The organism is Paenarthrobacter sp. AR 02 (genome assembly GCF_021538675.1).
Classification (GTDB): Bacteria; Actinomycetota; Actinomycetes; order Actinomycetales; family Micrococcaceae; genus Arthrobacter.
Map to the genome: position 1 here is coordinate 117,191 of NZ_JAJUKH010000001.1, position 18,579 is coordinate 135,769.

Genomic DNA, 18,579 nt, shown 5'->3' on the forward strand with positions numbered 1-18,579 from the left:
GCCCACAGCACCCTGTATGGCCACAGCCGAAGGACAACGATGTCTGAACAGAAGGTCCTGAGTGACCTGGAAATCGCCCACAAAGCCACCATGCTGCCCATCGAGCAGATCGCCGAGCGGGCAGGAATCCCTGTGGCCGCCCTTGAGTTGTACGGGCCCTACAAGGCCAAGATCAATCCGGCCAAGCTGCAACTCCCCCAGGGCAGGAAACCGGGCAAAGTGGTGCTGGTATCGGCCATGTCACCCACCCCGGCGGGCGAAGGCAAATCAACAACCACCGTGGGGCTCGCCGATTCCCTGGCACGGGCCGGAAACAACGTGATGATCGCCCTGCGTGAGCCCTCGCTTGGCCCAATCCTGGGGATGAAAGGCGGAGCCACGGGAGGGGGTTACTCCCAGGTCCTGCCCATGGACGACATCAACCTGCATTTCACCGGGGATTTCCATGCCGTGACGTCGGCCAACAACGCCCTCATGGCTTTGGTGGACAACCACATCTTCCAGGGAAACGCCCTGGGCATCGATCCTCGCCGGATGACCTTCAAACGGGTGCTGGACATGAACGACCGCGCGCTGAGGGAGGTCGTTATCGGGCTTGGCGGACCGGCACAAGGAGTGCCCCGACAAGACGGCTTCGACATCACCGTCGCCTCCGAAATCATGGCAGTGTTCTGCCTTTCCACGGATCTGGATGACCTGCGAAGCAGGCTCGGTCGCATTACGTTCGGCTACACCTTCGACCGGTCCCCGGTGACCGTCGCCGACCTCGGCGTGGAGGGCGCGCTCACCATGCTGCTCAAGGACGCCATCAAGCCCAACCTGGTCCAAACCATCGCGGGCACCCCGGCACTGGTCCACGGCGGCCCGTTCGCGAACATAGCCCACGGCTGCAACTCGCTGATCGCCACCTGCACTGCCATGGAGCTCGCAGACATCGTCGTCACCGAGGCGGGGTTCGGGGCAGACCTTGGCGCCGAAAAATACATGGACATCAAGGCGCGCATCGCAGATGTGGCACCCTCCGCCGTCGTCATTGTTGCGACCATCCGCGCGCTCAAGATGCAGGGCGGGATTCCCAAGGACCGGCTCAACGAGCCCAACGTCGAGGCTCTGGCAGCCGGAGTGGAGAACCTGAAGCGGCACATCGGCAATGTGGCAAAGTTTGGCATCTCCCCCGTGGTCTCCATCAACAGGTTCGCCTCTGATACTCCCGAAGAACTGGACTGGCTCCTGGCCTGGTGCGCAGCCGAAGGCGTGGTCGCAGCCGTCGCCGACGTCTGGGGGCGCGGTGGCGGAGGCGACGGCGGTGATGAGCTCGCAGCCAAGGTAGCCGCCGCGCTGGAACGGCCCTCGGACTTCCACCATCTGTATCCGCTGGAGCTCTCCGTCGAGGAAAAGATCCAAACCATTGTCCAGGAAATCTATGGGGCGGACGGCGTGGACTTTTCCGTACCGGCGCTCAAACGCCTCGCCGAGATCGAGAAGAACGGCTGGTCAGGACTGCCCGTGTGCATGGCCAAGACCCAGTACTCCTTCACCGACGACGCCTCCCGGCTGGGCGCGCCCAAGGGTTTCAAAGTGCACGTACGGGATCTGATCCCCAAGACCGGCGCAGGGTTCATTGTGGCCCTGACCGGTGCGGTGATGACCATGCCCGGCCTGCCCAAGGAGCCGGCGGCCATGCGGATGGACGTCGACGCCGACGGCAACCCCACGGGCCTCTTCTAGTCTCTGGCACAAACGCATGCTTAACGACAAGCGCCCCCGCTCCCAGGTGTTGTTCACCAGGTGCGGGGGCGCTTGTTGAGGGCTTTAGCGCTCGATGTCGCCGCGGATGAAAGCCTCAACCTTCTCGCGGGCGAGGTCGTCGTTGAACTGCTCCGGCGGGGACTTCATGAAGTAGCTGGAAGCGGAGAGCAGCGGGCCGCCGATGCCGCGGTCCAGGCCGATCTTGGCAGCGCGGATGGCGTCGATGATCACGCCGGCCGAGTTCGGGGAGTCCCATACTTCAAGCTTGTACTCCAGGGAGACAGGTGCGTCGCCGAAGTTGCGGCCCTCAAGGCGGACGAAAGCCCATTTGCGGTCGTCGAGCCAGGCAACGTAGTCGGACGGTCCAATGTGGACATCGTCGGCGTGCAACTCAGCCTCGACGTTGGAGGTCACGGCCTGGGTCTTGGAGATCTTCTTGGACTCGAGGCGGTCGCGCTCCAGCATGTTCTTGAAGTCCATGTTGCCACCGACGTTCAGCTGGTACGTGCGGTCCAGGGTGACGCCGCGGTCTTCGAACAACTTGGCCATGACGCGGTGCGTGATGGTGGCACCGATCTGGCTCTTGATGTCGTCGCCAACAATCGGAACACCGGCCTCGGTGAACTTGTCGGCCCACTCCTTGGTGCCGGCGATGAAGACGGGCAGGGCGTTGACGAATGCGACGCCTGCGTCGATGGCGCACTGGGCGTAGAACTTCGCGGCCTGCTCGGAGCCCACGGGCAGGTAGCACACCATGACGTCAACCTTGGCTTCACGGAGGGCTGCGACGATGTCCACGGCCTCTTCGGGGGCTTCGACGATGGTCTCGCGGTAGTACTTGCCCAAGCCATCCAGGGTGTGGCCGCGCTGGACGGTGACACCGGTGGCCGGGACGTCGGCGATCTTGATGGTGTTGTTTTCGCTGGCACCGATGGCGTCGGCCAGGTCCAGTCCAACCTTCTTGCTATCGACATCGAAAGCAGCGACGAACTGGACGTCATTGACGTGGTACTGACCGAACTCAACGTGCATCAGACCCGGGATCGTGGCCTTCGGGTCAGCGTCGCGGTAGTACTGGACACCTTGGACCAGCGATGCGGCGCAGTTTCCTACACCAACAATGGCAACACGAATCGGATGTGAAGACACGGAACTCCTTTGAGAAATAACCTCAGGTGCCAGGCGGGTCCCTGACCGTGTCAGAGAGCGGCTGATTGGCACGGCGCCATTCGGCGCACACTTGCATTGTAACCAACACAGCTGGGGCCGGTTTTGTTCCTTTCCCGGTCCCAGCTGTTTGTGTCAGTTGCCAGGACTACTTCTGCGCCCAGAGGTTGATATCGGATTCCACAGCGAACTCGTCGATCGCCGTCAGCTCGTCCTTGCTGAACTCCAGGTTGTTGATAGCGCTAAGGGTGTCCTCGAGCTGCGCAACGCTGGACGCCCCCACGAGCGCAGAGGTCACGGGCGAGCCCTTCGGCTGCTCGCGCAGGATCCACGCAATCGCCATCTGGGCCAGGGTTTGCCCACGTCCTTCGGCTATCGCCTTGAGTCCGCGCACACGGTCCAGTTTTTCTTCCGTCAGCGCGGACTCGGAGAGGAACCTTTCCTTGGCGGCGCGGGAATCCGCCGGGACACCGTTGAGGTACCGGTCGGTCAGCATCCCCTGGGCGAGGGGCGAGAAAGCGATGGAACCCGCTCCCACCTGGTCCAGTGCCTCATAGAGGTTGGGTGAGCCATTCTCCGTCCAGCGGTTGAGCATGGAATAGCTGGGCTGGTGAATGAGCAGCGGCGTGCCGAGTTCCTTCAGGATCCTGGCGGCCTCGATGGTCTGTTCCGGAGTGTAGGAGGAGATGCCGGCGTAGAGGGCCTTGCCGGAGCGGACTGCGTAGTCCAGTGCCCCCATGGTCTCTTCCAGAGGCGTCTCAGGATCGGGACGGTGGCTGTAGAAGATGTCCACGTAGTCCAGGCCCATCCGTTCCAGCGACTGGTCAAGGCTGGAGATCAGGTACTTGCGGGAACCCCACTCACCATAGGGTCCGGGCCACATGTAGTAACCGGCCTTGGTGGAGATGATGAGTTCGTCCCGGTACGGCTTGAAGTCGTCTTTGAGGTGGCGCCCGAAGTTCGTCTCGGCGGAACCGTCGGGTGGTCCGTAGTTGTTGGCTAGGTCAAAGTGGGTGACCCCCAGGTCGAACGCACGGCGCAGGATGGCGCGCTGTTCGTCGAACCGCTTGTCGTCGCCGAAGTTGTGCCAGAGGCCCAACGAGATGGCGGGAAGCTTTAGTCCACTGCGTCCGACGCGGCGGTAGGGCATGGTCTCGTAGCGGTTCTCCGCAGCCGAATAAGTCATACGTTCTATCCTGCCACTGCCCGATCCAAGGGTGACGGCGCGTCCGCTATGTGGGCGCCGTCACCCTCGGGTCAGGCGAGGTCAGTTGACGCGCACGACGACGGCGCTACCGCCAGGAAGCGTCAACGTCCCGTCGTCCAGGGCTGCTTCGTGGTCGGTGGCCAGCAGCACAGAGCCGTCCAGGGGTGTCGCGAGTGCTTCGTCCCCGAAGTTGCAGACAACCCGTACATCGCCGCGGGACATCTGCAGCCAGCGTTCGTCGTCGTCGAACTCAACCGATGTATCTCCAAATCCGCCGTCCGCCAGTTCCGGGGTGTTATGGCGCAGCTGTGCCAAATCCTTGTACAGCTGCAGCAGGCGGGCGTGGTCTCCCTCTTCTGCTTCCTCCCACTTGAGCTTGGAGCGCTGGAACGTTTCCGGGTCCTGGGGGTCGGGAACTACCGCAGGGTCCCATCCCATGCGTTCAAACTCCTTGATCCGGCCTTCGGCTGTGGCCTTGCCCAGCTCCGGTTCCGGATGCGAGGTGAAGAACTGCCAGGGTGTGGACGCGCCATATTCCTCACCCATGAACAGCATGGGCGTGAAGGGGGACGTCATGGTCAGCACGGCACCAATGGCCAGTTTCCCGAAGGACAGCGACGCGGTGAGTCGGTCGCCAATTGCCCGGTTCCCGATTTGGTCGTGGTTCTGCAGGCAAACCACCAGTGCTGACGGGTGTGCCAGGTCATGCCGGATGGGTCGGCCGTGGTGCCGCCCGCGGAAGCTGGAGTAGCTGCCATCGTGCAGGAAGCCATGTTCCAGGACCTTGGCCAGCACAGCCAAGGAGTCGAAATCCGAGTAGTAACCGGTGGTTTCGCCGCTGAGGTTGACGTGCACCGCGTGGTGGAAGTCGTCGCTCCACTGTCCCTCCAGGCCGTATCCGTTGTCCTGGCGCGGGTAGATGAGGCGCGGGTTGTTCAGGTCCGATTCGGCGATCAGTGTCTTGGGAATACCCGTCTCGGCTTCGATCCGGTCCGCCAACGCCCCAAAGTCCTCCAGGATGTGGACGGCCCGTTCGTCGCGCAGGGCATGAACAGCATCCAGGCGCAGCCCATCCACGTGGTAATCGCGGAGCCACATTTCTGCGTTCTCCAGGATGTAGCGGCGGACATCGTCCGAGCCGGGACCATCCAGGTTCACGGAGTCACCCCAGGTATTGCCCTCCCCCGATTTCAGGTACGGGCCATACTTGGGCAAATAGTTTCCACTGGGTCCAAGGTGGTTGTAGACAACGTCCTGGATGACGCCCAAACCTGCTGCGTGGGCAGCGTCGACGAACCGCTGGTATGCCGCGGGTCCGCCGTATGGTTCGTGCACGGCGTACCAAAGGACGCCGTCGTAACCCCAGTTGTGGACACCGTTGAAGCCGTTGACCGGCAGCAACTCGATGAAATCCACGCCAAGGTCCACAAGGTAGTCCAGTTTCCCGGCGGCCGCATCCAGCGTCCCTTCCGGGGTGAAGGTGCCCAGGTGCAGCTCGTAAATGACTGAGCCCTTGAGTGTCTTGCCCTTCCACCCGGCGTCCTGCCATTGGTGGACGTCGGGATCGAAGATCGCCGACAGGCCGTGGACACCTTCGCGTTGCCGGCGGGAACGGGGGTCCGGGAATGGACCTTCCCCGTCCACAAGGTAACCGTAGGAGTCACCGTCCGCTCCCTGTGCCACCGCTTCAGCCGGGGCGCGCCACCAACCGGTGGCCGCGCCGTCGTGCTGTTGTTCCATGTCGTACTCTTGACCGCCTGCGACCAGCCGCACCGAACCAGCGTTCGGCGCCCAGACGTCATAGCGGTTTTTCCCAGCAGCGTGCTCCAGCATCATGCTCCCTTTAGGTGTTCAAGCGTGCATTGCAGTGACGACGTTGGTCGTTCCGGAATCAGGTGGCAGGCACCAGCAGTGCCACGGGGTAACGCTCCAGCAGCCGGGCAACCGGCACAGCCCCGGCACTGTAGGACGCACCAGTCAGTTGGTCGGTGCTGTCCACCGTGAGGTCGATGACGGTGTCCCGCCACCCGCCATCACGTTCGAGCCGTCTGGGCAGCCGCGTGGCAACCGTGAGGGCTCCCCGCTTCTCCGCTCCCCTGTCGAAGGCCACCACATGGCCAGCTGCCGGTCCCCGTGCTGCCACCGGCAGGTAGCCGGCGAACAGCTCCGGCTGATCGCGGCGCAGCCTCAGGGCGCGGGAGAGCACCAGCAGCTTGGCCGATTCCTCCGTGAACGCCGGCTTGGCACCGGCGTCCAGCTCGGCGAGTGCCGCGATGCGGGCCTGGAAGTCCACTGGCCGCCTGTTGTCCGGGTCGGTCAGCGAACCATCCCGGAATTCCGTGCCCTGGTAGACGTCCGGGACGCCGGGCATGGTCAGCTGGATCAGCTTCGCCGACAGCGAGTTCGACGTCCCGAAGGGTTCAAGCTCGGCCACGAAGTTGTCCAGCGCGGCCGCAACTTCGGGGACATCAAAAGCGGCGTCGACGGCGGCAGCCAGGTGTCGTTCGAACTCGGCATTTGGATCGGTCCAGTTGGTCGAGTTTCCTGCTTCCCGCGCCGCTTTCAGGGCGTAGGACTGCAGGCGTTCACGGTCAGCCGGCCAGGCCCCGACGATTGACTGCCATAGCAACGCTGCGAGGGGGCCGTCCGGAATCGGAGCGAGTTGCTGAACCGTTCCCAGGAACAACTCCCACTCCGGAACAGCCTCCGAAATAACCGAAATCCGGGCGCGGGCGTCCTCGCTCCGTTTGGTGTCGTGCGTGCTCAGCGTGGTCATCGACAACGGCAGGAGCTGTTGACGACGTGCCATGCGCTCGTGGAAAACCCCTGCGGGGATTGAGAACTCGGTAGGGTCGGCTCCCACTTCCGTGAGCGTCCCCAGCCGGGTGTAGCGGAAGAACGCAGTGTCTTCCACGCCCTTGGCCATGACCATCCCGGAGGTCTGCTGGAAACGCCGGGCCAGCGGGCCGGATTCATCAAGTAGCAGTGGCTCCAAGCGACGCAGTACGGTGTCGAGATCCGGGCGGTGCCGTGCTGCTTCTTCTATGGACTGGCTCAGGACCTTGGCGCCGTAAGGCAGGTAAGTCCTGTAGATCGGGAAGCAGCAAATGATCTCAGCGAGGGCATCCGCGACCTTCCCGTGGGGAAGTTCCAGGGATTCAGGAACCAAACGCGCCAGCCGCAGTATCTCGGAGCGCAGGATCCCATCGGCAATGCGTCGCTTGGTCCCACGGATCATGGCGTGGTAGTCAGCGGGCGCATCCGTTCCACGCAACCTGGCGTCCAGGGAGTCAAGGTACTCCTCGGCCGTAGGGTCTACGAATAGACGGTCCACATCAGCCAGTGCGTCGTAGCCCGTGGTGCCTTCACAGTCGAAGGTCTCCGGAAGCTGTTCGCCCGGTTCAAGGATTTTTTCTACCAGCAGGTATGCCCCGCCGGTAGCCTCCCGCAGCCTGGCCAGGTAGCCCTCCGGATCAGCCAAGCCATCGGGGTGGTCAATCCTCAGCCCGTCAACCAGGCCCTCACGGAACCAACGGACAATTTCCTGGTGCGCTTCATCGAAAACCCAAGGGATTTCGACCCGCACGCCAGCCAACGTGTTGACCGCGAAGAATCGCCGGTAGTTCAGCTCGGCATCGGCACGCCGCCAGCCGACCAGCTCGTAGTGCTGCCGGGCATGCACATCTTTCGGACTGTCACCTTCGGCGTAAGTTTCCTCTGCCAGCGGAAAGGCATGATCGTAGTAACGCAGTTCACCGTCAACGACCCTGAGTTCGTCGAGGTCGTCATCGCTGCCCAACACGGGAATACGGATCTTGCCGCCGCCAAAGTCCCAGTCGACGTCGAAGGCTTCGGCGTACTTGGAACCCTGACCCTCCTTCAGGAGCTGCCACCACCAGGAGTTTTGCTTGGGTGAAGCTACTCCCATGTGGTTTGGCACGATGTCAGCCAGGATGCCAAGGCCCTGTTCGCGGGCTGACCGGGCCAGTGCGTCGAGCCCCTCAGGGCCGCCGCGGGAGGCATCCACGCTTGACGGATCGGTGACGTCGTACCCGTGGTCGGAACCCTCTTCGGCTGTCAGGATCGGCGAGACGTAGACCCAGTCGACTCCCAAAGAGCGCAGATAGCCGGTAAGGCCGGCTGCATCCTGGAGGGTGAAGCCTGGACGGATTTGCAGCCGATACGTGGAGATGGGAGTCTTCACGCCTGGTCCTCCTCTGAAGCCGGCTCAGCCTCAGCGCCGGTTTCCTGTCCGCTCTCCGGCGTGCCGGGTCCCTCCCCCTTGTAGTCGAAAGGCAAGGACGTTACTGCAGGAGCAGTGATGGACGCCGTTTCCGGTGTGCTGGTCTGGGTCAGCGCGGCCAGGGAAGCAGCCACGGAATGATCGGGCTCAACCTCGGGCGTGCTGTGGGCGCGGAGGACCACCAGGGACTTGCCGCTGACCTTCAGGTGCTGCTCGGGCTTGATGACGCCGGCTTCGGCGCCCTGCCCTGCAGTGTCAATCATGACGTCCCAAGCAGGTGCGTACTCATCGGAGGGGATCTGGAAGTCCACGTCTTCCTGGTCGGCGTTGAAGTAGAGCAGGAAGTTGACGTCAGTGATGCGCCGGCCCTGGGTGTCGCGGCCATTGATACCGTCTCCGTTGAGGAACACGCCCACGGAGCGGCCGAAGGCTTCGTCCCAGTCGGACGGGCTCATGGTGGTGCCGTCAGCATCCAGCCATACGATATCCGGTAGCCGCTCACCTTCGCCACGGAGGACCGGGCGTCCGTCGAAGAAGCGGCTGCGGCGCAGGCTGGGGTGTTTGGCGCGCAGGGCACTCACCGCCGCCGTGAATTCGATCAGCGGCTGGTCCACGTTGTCCCAGTTGATCCACGTGAGCTCGGAGTCCTGGCAGTACCCGTTGTTGTTGCCGTTCTGGGTCCGCCCAAGCTCATCCCCGTGGAGCAGCATCGGTACACCCTGTGAGAGGAACAGGGATGCAATGAAGTTGCGTTGCTGGCGTGCCCGCAGCGCAAGCACTGTGGGATCTTCGGTGGGCCCTTCCTCGCCGCAGTTCCATGAGCGGTTGTGGGATTCGCCGTCGTTGTTGTCCTCGCCGTTGGCCTCGTTGTGCTTCTCGTTGTAGGACACAAGGTCCATCAACGTGAAGCCATCGTGTGCCGTGACGAAGTTGATCGAGGCGTAGGGCCGGCGTCCGGAGTGCTCGTAAAGGTCTGCCGATCCCGTGAGGCGGGAAGCAAACTCGCCCAGGGTTGAGGGCTCGCCCCGCCAGAAATCGCGGACGGTATCGCGGTACTTGCCGTTCCATTCGGTCCACTGAGGCGGGAAGTTACCCACCTGGTAGCCGCCCGGGCCAACATCCCAAGGCTCGGCAATGAGCTTCACCTGGGAAACAACCGGGTCCTGCTGAATGAGTTCGAAGAACGTGGAGAGCTTGTCTACATCGTAGAACTCGCGTGCCAGGGTGGACGCGAGGTCGAAGCGGAAGCCATCAACGTGCATTTCGGTGACCCAGTAGCGGAGTGAGTCCATCAACAACTGGAGGGAGTGCGGGCTGCGAACGTTGAGCGAGTTTCCGGTGCCCGTGTAGTCCATGTAGTACTTCTGGTCGTCCTCCACCAGCCGGTAGTACGCGGAGTTGTCGATGCCCTTGAAGGAGAGGGTGGGTCCTAAGTGGTTGCCTTCGGCCGTGTGGTTGTACACGACGTCAAGAATCACTTCGATGCCGGCGCTGTGCAGTGCGCGGACCATGGCTTTGAAGTCCTGGACCTGCTGCCCGGTATCGCCCTTGGAGCTGTAGCTGTTGTGGGGCGCGAAGAACCCGATGGTGTTGTAGCCCCAGTAGTTGCTCAGGCCTTTGTCCTGCAGGATGCCGTCGTTAACGAACTGGTGCACGGGCATGAGCTCGATCGCTGTGATGCCGAGCTTCTGCAGGTGTGAAATCACGGCGGGGTGGGCAACGCCCGCATACGTGCCGCGTTGCTCCTCGGGCACCTCCGGATGGGTCTGGGTCAGGCCCTTGACGTGTGCCTCATAAATGACGGACTTATGGTACGGGATCCGCGGGAGCTTGTCGCCGTCCCAGTCGAAGAACGGGTTGATCACCACACCGAGCATCATGTGCGCGGCGGAGTCCTCGTCATTCCGGGACTCCGGGTCACCCATGTTGTAGGAAAACAATGATGGGTCCCAATCGATCTGCCGGTGGACAGCCTTGGCGTAGGGATCAAGGAGCAACTTGTTGGGGTTGAATCGGTTACCGGCGTCGGGGTCGTAGGGCCCGTGCACGCGGTATCCGTACTTCTGCCCGGGTTGAACCTGCGGCAGGTAACAGTGCCATACATAACCATCAACCTCGGTGACGTCTACGCGGACTTCCCCGCCGTCGTCGTCGAAGAGGCACAACTCCACTTTTTCGGCCTTCTCGCTAAACAGCGCGAAGTTGGTGCCGGTGCCGTCAAAGGTGGCACCCAGCGGATAAGCCGATCCGGGCCAGACTTCCATGCGTTCTCCTCTTGATGATGCGAACAACTGTTGCAAGACTACAGAGAACCCCGACAACGACAGTAACCTTAGGGTCTTGTGTGGTCGTATTCCGCGCTGAGCGAACCAATGACGGCTGGAACGGCGTTCATGATCGCTGAGGCTGTAATGGGTCCACCGTCAAAAATGGCAGATGCGTTGGCTCCTGCCCTGCCATGGATGCTCGCCGCCACGGCCGCCACAGCAGCCCAGCGGTCGGCTTGGTCCAGGCCCAAGGCGGCATATGCGCCGTCGTCGTCCCTGATCTCCCCGGCGGACTGCGCCACCAAGGCACCCAAAACGCCGGCCAGGACATCACCGCTCCCGGCGGTGGCCATCCACGCCGTGCCCTCCGATTGACTGAAAACAACGCCCGACGGCGAGGCCACCAGTGTGGTGGCACCCTTCAGCAGCACCGTGGCGCCGGTCAGTTCGGCGGCCAGCCGTACGAAATGCAGTGGGCGGGCTTCCACGTCGTCGCGGGTCACTGCGATCTCACCCATGGCCGGAAGTGAATCGAGCAGGGAGGCCAGCTCCCCCGCGTGCGGTGTCAGGATCCAATGTGGCGGACAACGGTCCGGCAGGACGCCCAGCGCTCCGGCATCAACCACCACGGGCAATCCGGCTTCCATGGCTTTCTTCGCCGCGTCCCCGGCGCGCCGCAGTTGTTCATCCCCATCCACCCCTGGCCCCAGCACCCAGGCCTGGACGCGACCAGGATCGCCGGACTCCCACAAGGCCTCAGGGGTCAGGGCCAGCACAGCCTTCGCTGCGGTGTCCGGGCCCAGGTAGCGCACCATGCCCACACCGGCAAGTGCTGCAGCGTGGACACTCAGGACGGCGGCACCAGCGAACCGGGCAGACCCTGCCACCACCCCAAGGACACCCCGTGAGTACTTGTGCGCGCGGCGATCCGGTGTCGGAAGCAGGGGTCCGAGGTCGCCGGCAGTGAGGCGTCGCAGCTCCGGGCTCACGGAACCAAGCCCGGATTCGATGCCGATTGGCACCAGTTCAACCCGACCCGCACAGCCCTCCCCCGGGTCAGTCATCAGGCCGGCCTTGATGCCGCCGAAAGTGACCGTCACGTCCGCATCCAGCACGGGCCAGTGGACTTCCCCTGTAGCTGCGTCCAGTCCACTGGGAAGGTCGCAGGCTACTACCAGGGAGGGGCGCAGTTCCTGCAAGGCAGCAACCAGCTCGGCTGCAGCCCCACGCAAGCCTCCACGGGCCCCCGTACCAAGCAGGGCATCGATGACTGCATCGTCGCCGGCGCACATGACGGCGAGTTCCTCGGCGTTCCCGGGCTCCAGGCGCAGGGTCCGACCACCGGCGGCGGTAAAAGCAGCCAGTGCCCCGGGATGGACTTCCGGGGCGGCGAGGACCGCCGTCGTGCGCATTCCGCGACCGGCAAGGAAGGCTGCGGCGAAAAGACCGTCTCCACCGTTGTTTCCCTTGCCTGCAAGGACCGTGACGCTGGCGCCGCTCAGCTTGCGTTTCCTTTTGACCTGCCGGACTACCTCTTGCGCCAGCCCGTAGGCTGCCCGCTGCATAAGAACAGCGCCCTCACCGGAGTCCAGGAGCGGTTGTTCCGCATCCCTGATCTGTTGTCCGGTGAAGGCGCTGATCATTGTTCTGTTATGCCTGCCCTAGCCCTCGGCAATAACGGTGGCCGTAGCGATGCCGCCGTCGTGGCTGATGGACAAGTGCCAGCGCTTGACGCCTTTGGCCTCAGCCACGGCAAGTACCGTGCCCTTGACCTGAACGGTAGGCCCGTTTTCGTCCAGCCCGATCCAGCAGTCCTGCCAGTTCATTCCCGCAGGCGCGCCGAGCACCTTGGCCACGGCTTCCTTGGCCGCGAACCGGGCAGCCAAAGAGCGGGTGTTGAGCTCGCGTTCCGCGGGAACAAACAACCGGTCCCGGAGGCCGGGGGTCCGCTCCAGCTGCTTGCCGAACCGTTCGATGTCTACGACGTCTACGCCAATGCCAACAATCATGCCGTTATTCTACGGTCACGCTCTTGGCAAGGTTACGCGGCTGGTCGACGTCGTAACCCTTGGCACCGGCAAGTTCAGCGGCAAAGATCTGCAGCGGAACCGTGGTGAGCAGCGGCATCAACAGGGTGGGCGTCTCAGGAACGTAGAACACCTGCTCTGCGTAGTCCTTGACCGACTCGTCGCCTTCCTCGGCAATCACCAGGGTGCGGGCGCCACGTGCGCGGACTTCCTGGATGTTGCTGACGACCTTGGAGTGCAGGGAGTCGCGGCCACGCGGGGACGGCACCACGACGAAGACGGGCTGGCCGTCGTCGATCAGGGCGATCGGGCCGTGCTTGAGCTCGCCGGCTGCGAAGCCTTCTGCGTGGATGTACGCAATTTCCTTGAGCTTCAAGGCACCTTCGAGGGCTACCGGGTAGCCTACGTGGCGGCCCAGGAACAAGACGGACTTTTCGTCCTTCATGCTGCGGGCGAGCTCGCGGAGGGGGCCTGCGTTGTCCAGGATGTGCTGGATCTTGGCCGGGATCTTGGACAGGTCCGCGAGGACGTCCTTGATCTGGCCGGAGAAGATGTTGCCACGCAGCTGGGCCAGGTACAGGCCCAACAGGTAAGCGGCAGTGATCTGCGCCAGGAACGCCTTGGTGGACGCGACGGCGATCTCCGGGCCTGCGTGCGTGTAGAGCACGGCGTCGGATTCACGCGGGATGGTGGAACCGTTGGTGTTGCAGATGGAAATGGTCTTTGCGCCCTGTTCGCGGGCGTAGCGGACGGCCATCAGCGTATCCATGGTTTCGCCGGACTGGCTGATGGAGACCACCAGCGTGTTGGAATCGACGATCGGGTCGCGGTAACGGAACTCGTGTGCGAGCTCCACTTCCGTGGGGATGCGGCACCAGTTCTCGATCGCGTACTTGGCAACCAGGCCGGCGTAGGCCGCGGTGCCGCAAGCGAGGACGATGATCTTGTTGACCTGCTTAAGCAGCTCCGGGTCGATGCGGAGCTCATCCAGGGTCAGCTTGCCGTCAAGGTCCGAACGTCCCAGGAGGGTCTGCGCTACGGCGTCAGGCTGGTCGTGGATTTCCTTCTCCATGAAGGAGTTGAACCCACCCTTTTCTGCCGATGCCGGGTCCCAGTCAACGTGGTATTCCTTGCCTTCGGCCGGTGCGCCGAAGAAGTCGGTGATCTCCACCGAATCAGCCGAGATGGTGACGATCTGGTCCTGGCCCAGTTCCACGGCACGGCGGGTGTAGTCGATGAAGCCGGAGACGTCGGAGCCGAGGAAGTTCTCGCCCTCGCCCAGGCCTACGACCAGCGGGGAGTTGCGGCGGGCGGCCACGACGACGTCGGGCTGGTCCGCGTGGACGGCCAGGAGGGTGAAGGCACCCTCAAGGCGCTGGCAGGCGAGGCGCATGGCCTCGGTGAGGCTGCCGCCGTCGTTGAGTTGGGTACGGAAGATGTCGCCGATGAGTGCAGCCGCTACTTCGGTGTCGGTTTCCGATTCGAAGGTGACGCCCTTGCCGAGGAGCTCCTGCTTGAGCTCGGCGAAGTTTTCAATGATGCCGTTGTGAATCACGGCCAAGCGGCCGCCGTCGGAGAGGTGCGGGTGCGCGTTACGGTCGGTTGGTCCGCCGTGCGTCGCCCAGCGGGTGTGACCGATGCCGGTCAGGGACTCCGGGATGGGGTTTGCTTCGAGCTCGCCAATCAGGTTGCTCAGTTTTCCGGACTTCTTACGGGACGAGATGGTGCCGTCAGCCACCACTGCGACGCCGGCGGAGTCATAGCCGCGGTACTCAAGACGACGCAGCCCCTCCACAACGACGTCCAGGGCGCTGTGACCAGCTGCCTTACGGGACGAATTGCCAACATAGCCTACGATTCCACACATGGGCTCAAGCTTAGCGGCTCATGCAAACAACTGATGTGGGACGTCCCAGCTCTTAGGCTATATGACGAGAGCCAGGTCACTCATAATTCACCCTCCCGTCGTCGCGCATTTCCTGATCCGCCCCGCGGAGGGCAGAATCATGAGCGTGACTTTGCAACGCACCGAAGCTAATGGCGACGGCGCTTCCCCGTTTGTTGAGCTGGACCGCCAGACCTGGTCCAGGCTTGCAGCACAGATGGAGCAGCCCCTCAACGAAGAGGACATATTCCGTCTCCGGGGCCTCGGCGACCCCCTCGACATGAAGGAAGTCCGGGAAGTTTACCTACCCCTTTCGCGGCTTCTCCACCTGTACGTGCAGGCTTCCCACCAACTCCACGCCGCCACCACCACGTTCCTGGGCGAGCAGACACAGCGCACTCCCTTCGTCATCGGCGTCGCAGGTTCCGTTGCCGTAGGCAAGTCGACCATCGCCCGCGTGCTCCGGGAAATGCTCAGGCGCTGGCCCGGTACGCCCAATGTGGAACTCATCACCACTGACGGCTTCCTCTACCCCCTGGCTGAGCTGAAACGGCGCCACCTGCTCGAACGCAAGGGTTTCCCCGAGTCCTACGACCGCCGCGGGCTCCTCCGCTTCGTTTCGGAGGTCAAGGGAGGTGCGGAGGAAGTACGCGCGCCCTGGTACTCGCACGTCACGTACGACATCGTGCCCGGTAAGGAAGTCGTGGTCCGGCGTCCCGATGTCCTGATCGTCGAAGGCCTGAACGTTCTGGCTCCGGCGCGTCCCCGCATGGACGGCAAGCAGGGATTGGCCGTCAGCGATTTCTTCGACTTCTCCATCTATGTGGACGCCAAAACCTCATACATCGAGGAATGGTACGTGGACCGTTTCCGCAAGCTCCGCAGTACGGCTTTCGCGCAGCCCGAATCCTACTTCCACCGTTATGCCACGCTCTCCGACGACGACGCCGAATCGACGGCGCGCGGCATCTGGAAGCGAATTAACGAGCCGAACCTCGAGGAGAACGTGCTGCCGACCCGTGGACGGGCCCAACTGGTGCTCACCAAGGATGCAGACCACTCAATCCGCCGTATGCTCCTCCGGAAGGTCTGATCCCTTGGCCATCCAGCAACCAAGCCGCAGGGCCTTTACAGGCCTGCTCACATCCGGCGCCGGGCTGCTCGCATTGTCAGCCTGCACGCCGGCCAGCAACACGCCCTCAACCGCTGCGGCCGATACCCCCATTGGATCTCCGAGCCCCACCGTGACGGCCACGTCCGCGTCGCCTGCCGTCACCCCCACCGACGTCGCGGCGACTCCGCTACCCAGCGCCACGCCGTCGAGCGCTGCCGCCCCACGATTCTCCCTCACCGACCCGACCAGCCCCTGGGTAGTCGTGAACAAGCACCGGCCGCTGAACCCGCAGAACTTCGTTCCCGCGGATCTCGTGCAACCCAACATCCGGCTCGCCGTCAGCGGCGAAGCGTCATTGGTCAACAGCACGACGGCGGCTGCCGCAGAGAAGATGTTCGGCGCCGCAGCCGCGGAGGGCGTCATCATGACGTTGGCATCGGGCTACCGCTCCTATACCACCCAAGTAGCCACCTACAACGGCTATGTCGCCAGCACGGGACAAACAGCCGCCGACCGCGCATCCGCCCGCCCCGGACACTCCGAACACCAAACAGGCTGGGCCTTCGACATCGGCGACGGTGGGGGCGCCTGCAGCTTCCAGCCGTGTTTCGCTGAACAGCCCGCCGCCGTGTGGGCCAAAGCCAACGCAAGCAAATTCGGCTTCGTGGTCAGGTACCCGTGGATGTTCCACGAAACCACCGGCTACTTCTACGAGTCCTGGCACCTGCGTTACGTCGGCGTGGAAGCGGCAACGGATATGGCGGCACGCGGTATCGCCACCTTGGAGGAGTACTTCGGGCTCGAAGCGGCGCCGGACTACCTCTAAGTGTTTGTGTTTTAAAGAAGAATGGCCCGCTCCCCGATGAATCAGGGAGCGGGCCATTTCGTTTCTTAGACGGCCAATTCGCTGGAAGCGCCCAATCGTTCGCGGACAACAGCTGCAAGACCCGTACAGATCCGCTCAGCAGTTTCCATGTCGGCGGCCTCCACCATGACGCGCACCAGGGCTTCGGTACCGGACGGGCGAAGCAACACGCGGCCGGTCTCACCCAATGCGAGTTCCGCAGCGGCAACCGCAGCAGCAACGCCTTCATCGGTACCTGCACGGGCCTTGTCCACGCCCTTGACGTTAATCATGAGCTGCGGGAGCTTGGTCATCGCAGTGGCTAGTTCCTTGAGGCTGCGGCCGGTCAGGGCTACCTGCGCTGCAAGCTGGAGGCCGGTCAGGACACCGTCGCCCGTGGTTGCGTAGTCGGAGAAGATCACGTGGCCGGACTGCTCGCCACCGAGGTTGTAGCCGCCGTCGCGCATTCCCTCAAGCACGTAGCGGTCGCCCACTGCCGTTTCGAGGATGGTGATTCCGGCTTCGCGGAGGGCGATTTTGAGGCCAAGGTTGCTCATGACTGTGGCTACCAGGACGTTGTCCTTGAGCTTCCCTGAGTCCTTGAGGGCAAGGGCCAGGATCGCCATGATCTGGTCACCGTCCACCTCGTTGCCTTCGTGGTCCACCGCCAGGCAGCGGTCGGCGTCGCCGTCGTGCGCAATGCCGAGGTCCGCTCCGTGCTTTACAACAGCTTCCTTCAGCGGGCCCAGATGGGTGGACCCGACGCCCTCGTTGATGTTCAGGCCATCCGGTTCAGCACCAATCACCACAACCTCGGCACCGGCGTCCTTGAACACCTGCGGCGAGCACCCGCTGGCTGCACCGTGGGCGCAGTCGAGAACGACCTTCAGGCCGTCAAGGCGCTTGGGCAGGGTTCCAAGGAGGTGGACGATGTAACGGTCTTCGGCGTCGGAGAACCGCTGGATGCGTCCGACGTCGGCACCTACCGGGCGCTGCGGCTCCTGACCCAGCTGGGCCTCGATGGCGTCCTCGACGTCGTCGGGGAGCTTCTGGCCGCCACGGGCGAAGAACTTGATCCCGTTGTCAGGCGCGGGATTGTGGGAGGCCGAGAGCATGACCCCAAAGTCAGCGTCCAGGTCTGCAACCAGGTAAGCGGCGGCGGGGGTCGGCAGGACACCGGCGTCGTAGACGTCGATGCCGGAGCTGGAAAGCCCTGCTTCGACGGCCGCGGCGAGGAACTCACCGCTCGCCCTGGGGTCCCTGGCGACGACGGCGCGGGGCCGCTTGCCGTTGGTTGCGCGGTCATGGCCGAGTACGACGGCGGCGGCCTGGGCAAGCTGCATAGCCAGCTCAGCAGTAAGCAATCCGTTCGCGAGACCGCGCACGCCATCTGTTCCAAATAATCTAGACATCGGCTCAAGTTTAGACGACGACGGGACGCCATCAGTTCAGGGACGCATCGGAGAGTCACACTGGAACCCCAATCCAGGCGCCCGTGGGCCGCCTTAAACGGCGAAAGCCCGCCCCGCCACAGTGGCGGAACGGGCTTTCGTGCAGCGAATTAACGCTTGGAGTACTGCTGAGCCTTACGTGCCTTCTTGAGACCAGCCTTCTTGCGCTCGATGACGCGGGCGTCACGGCTCAAGTAACCGGCCTTCTTGAGGGTTGCGCGGTTGTTGTCGACGTCGATCTCGTTCAACGAGCGAGCAACACCGAGGCGCAGTGCACCGGCCTGGCCGGAGATGCCACCGCCGTGGATACGGGCGATGACGTCGTAGGCGCCTTCAAGGTCAAGGATCTTGAAGGGTTCGTTGACGTCCTGCTGGTGCAGCTTGTTCGGGAAGTAGTTTTCCAGCGTGCGGCCGTTGATGGTCCACTTGCCGGAGCCCGGTACGACGCGAACGCGTGCAACGGCTTCCTTGCGGCGGCCAACAGCTGCGCCGGCAACGGTCAGTGCCGGGCGCTCCTTCTTGGGAGCATCGTCAGCAGCGGCGCTGCTTTCAGAGGTGTAGCTGGTGAGGGTTTCCTCGGCCTCGACGGCTTCGGCGGTCAGTTCTTCGTTCTGAGCCACGGTTC

General features: G+C 63.4%; 13 protein-coding genes. 3 read left to right on the plus strand and 10 right to left on the minus strand.

Translation table 11 applies throughout. The features are described 5' to 3' along the window. Positions 1-39 precede the first annotated feature (39 nt). Positions 40-1,728, plus strand: a complete 1,689-nt coding sequence (locus LRQ04_RS00585) for a formate--tetrahydrofolate ligase (protein WP_235517085.1) — start codon at positions 40-42, stop codon at positions 1,726-1,728. An 84-nt stretch (positions 1,729-1,812) separates the two neighbouring features. On the opposite strand, the gene LRQ04_RS00590 is transcribed toward LRQ04_RS00585, so the two are convergent. The 8 genes from LRQ04_RS00590 to glmS form a co-directional block, all read right to left on the minus strand. Then, the gene (locus tag LRQ04_RS00590; protein ID WP_235517087.1) at positions 1,813-2,898 is read right to left on the minus strand and encodes an inositol-3-phosphate synthase; all 1,086 of its coding nucleotides are present in this window, start codon (positions 2,896-2,898) and stop codon (positions 1,813-1,815) included. Positions 2,899-3,064: 166 nt separating this feature from the next. Continuing rightward, positions 3,065-4,102: an L-glyceraldehyde 3-phosphate reductase gene (gene mgrA / locus LRQ04_RS00595; protein WP_235517093.1), complete on the minus strand. Its 1,038-nt coding sequence runs from the start codon at positions 4,100-4,102 to the stop codon at positions 3,065-3,067. Positions 4,103-4,183: 81 nt separating this feature from the next. After that, on the minus strand, positions 4,184-5,956 hold the full coding sequence (treZ, locus tag LRQ04_RS00600) for a malto-oligosyltrehalose trehalohydrolase (protein ID WP_235518584.1): 1,773 nt from the start codon (positions 5,954-5,956) through the stop codon (positions 4,184-4,186). 58 nt (positions 5,957-6,014) lie between these two features. Beyond that, entirely contained in the window at positions 6,015-8,327 is a 2,313-nt protein-coding gene (treY, locus tag LRQ04_RS00605; protein WP_235517096.1) for a malto-oligosyltrehalose synthase, read from the minus strand. Further along, positions 8,324-10,630: a glycogen debranching protein GlgX gene (glgX, locus tag LRQ04_RS00610; protein ID WP_235517098.1), complete on the minus strand. Its 2,307-nt coding sequence runs from the start codon at positions 10,628-10,630 to the stop codon at positions 8,324-8,326. Before glgX ends, treY begins: the two co-directional genes overlap by 4 nt. 68 nt (positions 10,631-10,698) lie before the next feature. Beyond that, the gene (locus LRQ04_RS00615) at positions 10,699-12,276 is read right to left on the minus strand and encodes an NAD(P)H-hydrate epimerase (RefSeq protein ID WP_235517099.1); all 1,578 of its coding nucleotides are present in this window, start codon (positions 12,274-12,276) and stop codon (positions 10,699-10,701) included. 18 nt (positions 12,277-12,294) lie between these two features. Next, positions 12,295-12,642, minus strand: coding sequence for a holo-ACP synthase (locus tag LRQ04_RS00620; protein WP_235517100.1), 348 nt, complete (start codon positions 12,640-12,642; stop codon positions 12,295-12,297). 4 nt (positions 12,643-12,646) lie between these two features. Further along, entirely contained in the window at positions 12,647-14,527 is a 1,881-nt protein-coding gene (gene glmS / locus LRQ04_RS00625; protein ID WP_235517101.1) for a glutamine--fructose-6-phosphate transaminase (isomerizing), read from the minus strand. Between the two features lie 139 nt (positions 14,528-14,666). Between glmS and coaA the strand changes: the two genes are divergently transcribed. Both coaA and LRQ04_RS00635 read left to right on the plus strand, forming a co-directional pair. Then, positions 14,667-15,638 (plus strand): type I pantothenate kinase, encoded by a 972-nt coding sequence (gene coaA / locus LRQ04_RS00630; protein WP_211711187.1) that lies wholly within the window; start codon positions 14,667-14,669, stop codon positions 15,636-15,638. A 4-nt stretch (positions 15,639-15,642) separates the two neighbouring features. Beyond that, positions 15,643-16,485 (plus strand): D-alanyl-D-alanine carboxypeptidase family protein, encoded by an 843-nt coding sequence (locus tag LRQ04_RS00635; protein WP_235517102.1) that lies wholly within the window; start codon positions 15,643-15,645, stop codon positions 16,483-16,485. Positions 16,486-16,550: 65 nt separating this feature from the next. Here LRQ04_RS00635 and glmM read toward each other — a convergent pair whose 3' ends face one another. After that, positions 16,551-17,915, minus strand: a complete 1,365-nt coding sequence (gene glmM, locus LRQ04_RS00640) for a phosphoglucosamine mutase (protein WP_235517103.1) — start codon at positions 17,913-17,915, stop codon at positions 16,551-16,553. A 149-nt stretch (positions 17,916-18,064) separates the two neighbouring features. After that, positions 18,065-18,574: a 30S ribosomal protein S9 gene (gene rpsI / locus LRQ04_RS00645; RefSeq protein ID WP_235517104.1), complete on the minus strand. Its 510-nt coding sequence runs from the start codon at positions 18,572-18,574 to the stop codon at positions 18,065-18,067. Between the last annotated feature and the right edge of the window lie 5 nt (positions 18,575-18,579).